The sequence below is a fragment of the Mycobacterium sp. TH-M11 genome, from assembly GCF_057473725.1.
In genome coordinates this window covers 1-1,616 of sequence record NZ_JBYCLD010000050.1, presented here as the reverse complement: position 1 = coordinate 1,616, position 1,616 = coordinate 1, and the positions used below count along the sequence as shown (strand labels likewise).

Annotated in this window: 2 protein-coding genes; both read right to left on the bottom strand. The window is 67.8% G+C overall.

From position 1 onward, the window contains the following. Positions 1-538 (bottom strand): nitrate reductase molybdenum cofactor assembly chaperone (gene narJ, locus AC2VOG_RS01990; protein WP_486938239.1); only part of this gene is annotated, 538 nt, incomplete at its 3' end. After that, a partial coding sequence (locus AC2VOG_RS01985) for a 4Fe-4S dicluster domain-containing protein (RefSeq protein ID WP_486938238.1) occupies positions 535-1,616 on the bottom strand: 1,082 nt, incomplete at its 5' end. The genes narJ and AC2VOG_RS01985, both read right to left, overlap by 4 nt.

Genomic DNA, 1,616 nt, shown 5'->3' with positions numbered 1-1,616 from the left:
CCGGCAGGGTGCCGCAGACCGCCGCCACGGTGTGCGCATAGGGCGACCCGGCGTCGGCCAGGGCGCTGTGCAACACGTCGAGGGGGACCCGGTGCTCGCTCAGCAACCGACGCCCGGCCGCGGGATCGACCGTCGCGGCGAATTCGAGCACCACCGGCAGGTAGTCGGGGGCTTCGGCGCGCGGCGGCTGCACGCCGGCTTCCCGGTAGGCGCTGGCGAAGGCCAGCATCTCGCGGCCACGGTTGCGGGTGTCCCCGGCAGTCCAGTACGTCAGATACATCGTGGCTCGTCGCCGCAGGTCGAAGGTGGCGACGTAGTCCATCGCCGCGGCCATCGGCTCGCGGGCCCGCAGCGCCGCCGCCGTGTGCCCGAGCAATTCGCCTGCGGGGCGCACGACATGAGCCAGCAGCTCCGCCACGGTGTCAAGCCGCCCGGTCAACCCGTCGTCGGGATAGGCCAGCAGCAGCGACGCGGCCTGCCAGACGAGGCGGTCCTGGATCCGGTCCCCGGAACGGTCCCAACGCTGAAGCAGTCTCATTGCCCGTGTTCTTCTTGCCCGTGTTCTTCTTGCCCGTGTTCTTCCGGGAACATCCCCGCCGATGCCTGGCGACCGTCCCAGTTGAGCAGGTTCACTCTTGATCGCTGTGTGGCGTGGAAGGTTTCCACCGACACGGGCACCGGTTCGCCCGACTCGTACATGCCGGGGCCGCCGTCGCCCTCCAGTGCGCAACCCTGCTCCTCGAGATCACGGGCCTGCGGGTTGAATGCCGTCGGAATCACATAGCGCTCTTCGTATTTCGCGATGGCAAGCAGCCGGTACATCTCGTAGATCTGTTGTTCGGTCATGCCCACCGACTCCGGGATGTGCGGCTGAGTTTCGCGTCCGAGGTTGATGTCACGCATGTAGGAGCGCATCGCCGCCAGTCGGCGCAGCACATCCTCCACCGGACCGGTGTCGCCGGCGGTGAACAGTTCGGCCAGATACTGCATCGGAATGCGCAGCGCTTCCAGCGCACCGAACAGGTTGCCCAGATCCTCCCCGTCGTGGCCGTCGCGGCTGACCGCGTCGACCACCGGCGACAGCGGCGGGATGTACCAGACCATGGGCATGGTGCGGTACTCGGGGTGCAGGGGCAGCGCGACCTTGTAGGTGTTGATCAGCGCGTGGATCGGGGAGCGCTGCGCGGCCTCGATCCACTCGTCGGAGATGCCCTCGGCGCGCGCGCCGGCGATCACCTCGGGATCGTGGGGGTCCAACAGGATCTGGCGCTGCGCCTCATAGAGGTCGGTGTCATTCTCCACCGACGCGGCGTGAAGCACCCGGTCGGCGTCGTAGAGCACCAGGCCCAGGTAGCGCAACCGCCCCACACAGGTCTCCGAGCAGATGGTCGGCAGGCCGACCTCCATCCGCGGGTAGCACAGCGTGCACTTCTCGGCCTTGCCGGTCTTGTGGTTGAAATACACCTTCTTGTAGGGGCATCCAGAGACACACATCCGCCAGCCCCGGCAGCGGTCCTGGTCGACCAGCACGATGCCGTCCTCGCTGCGCTTGTACATCGCGCCCGACGGGCAGGAGGCGACGCACGAGGGGTTGAGGCAGTGCTCGCAGATCCGCG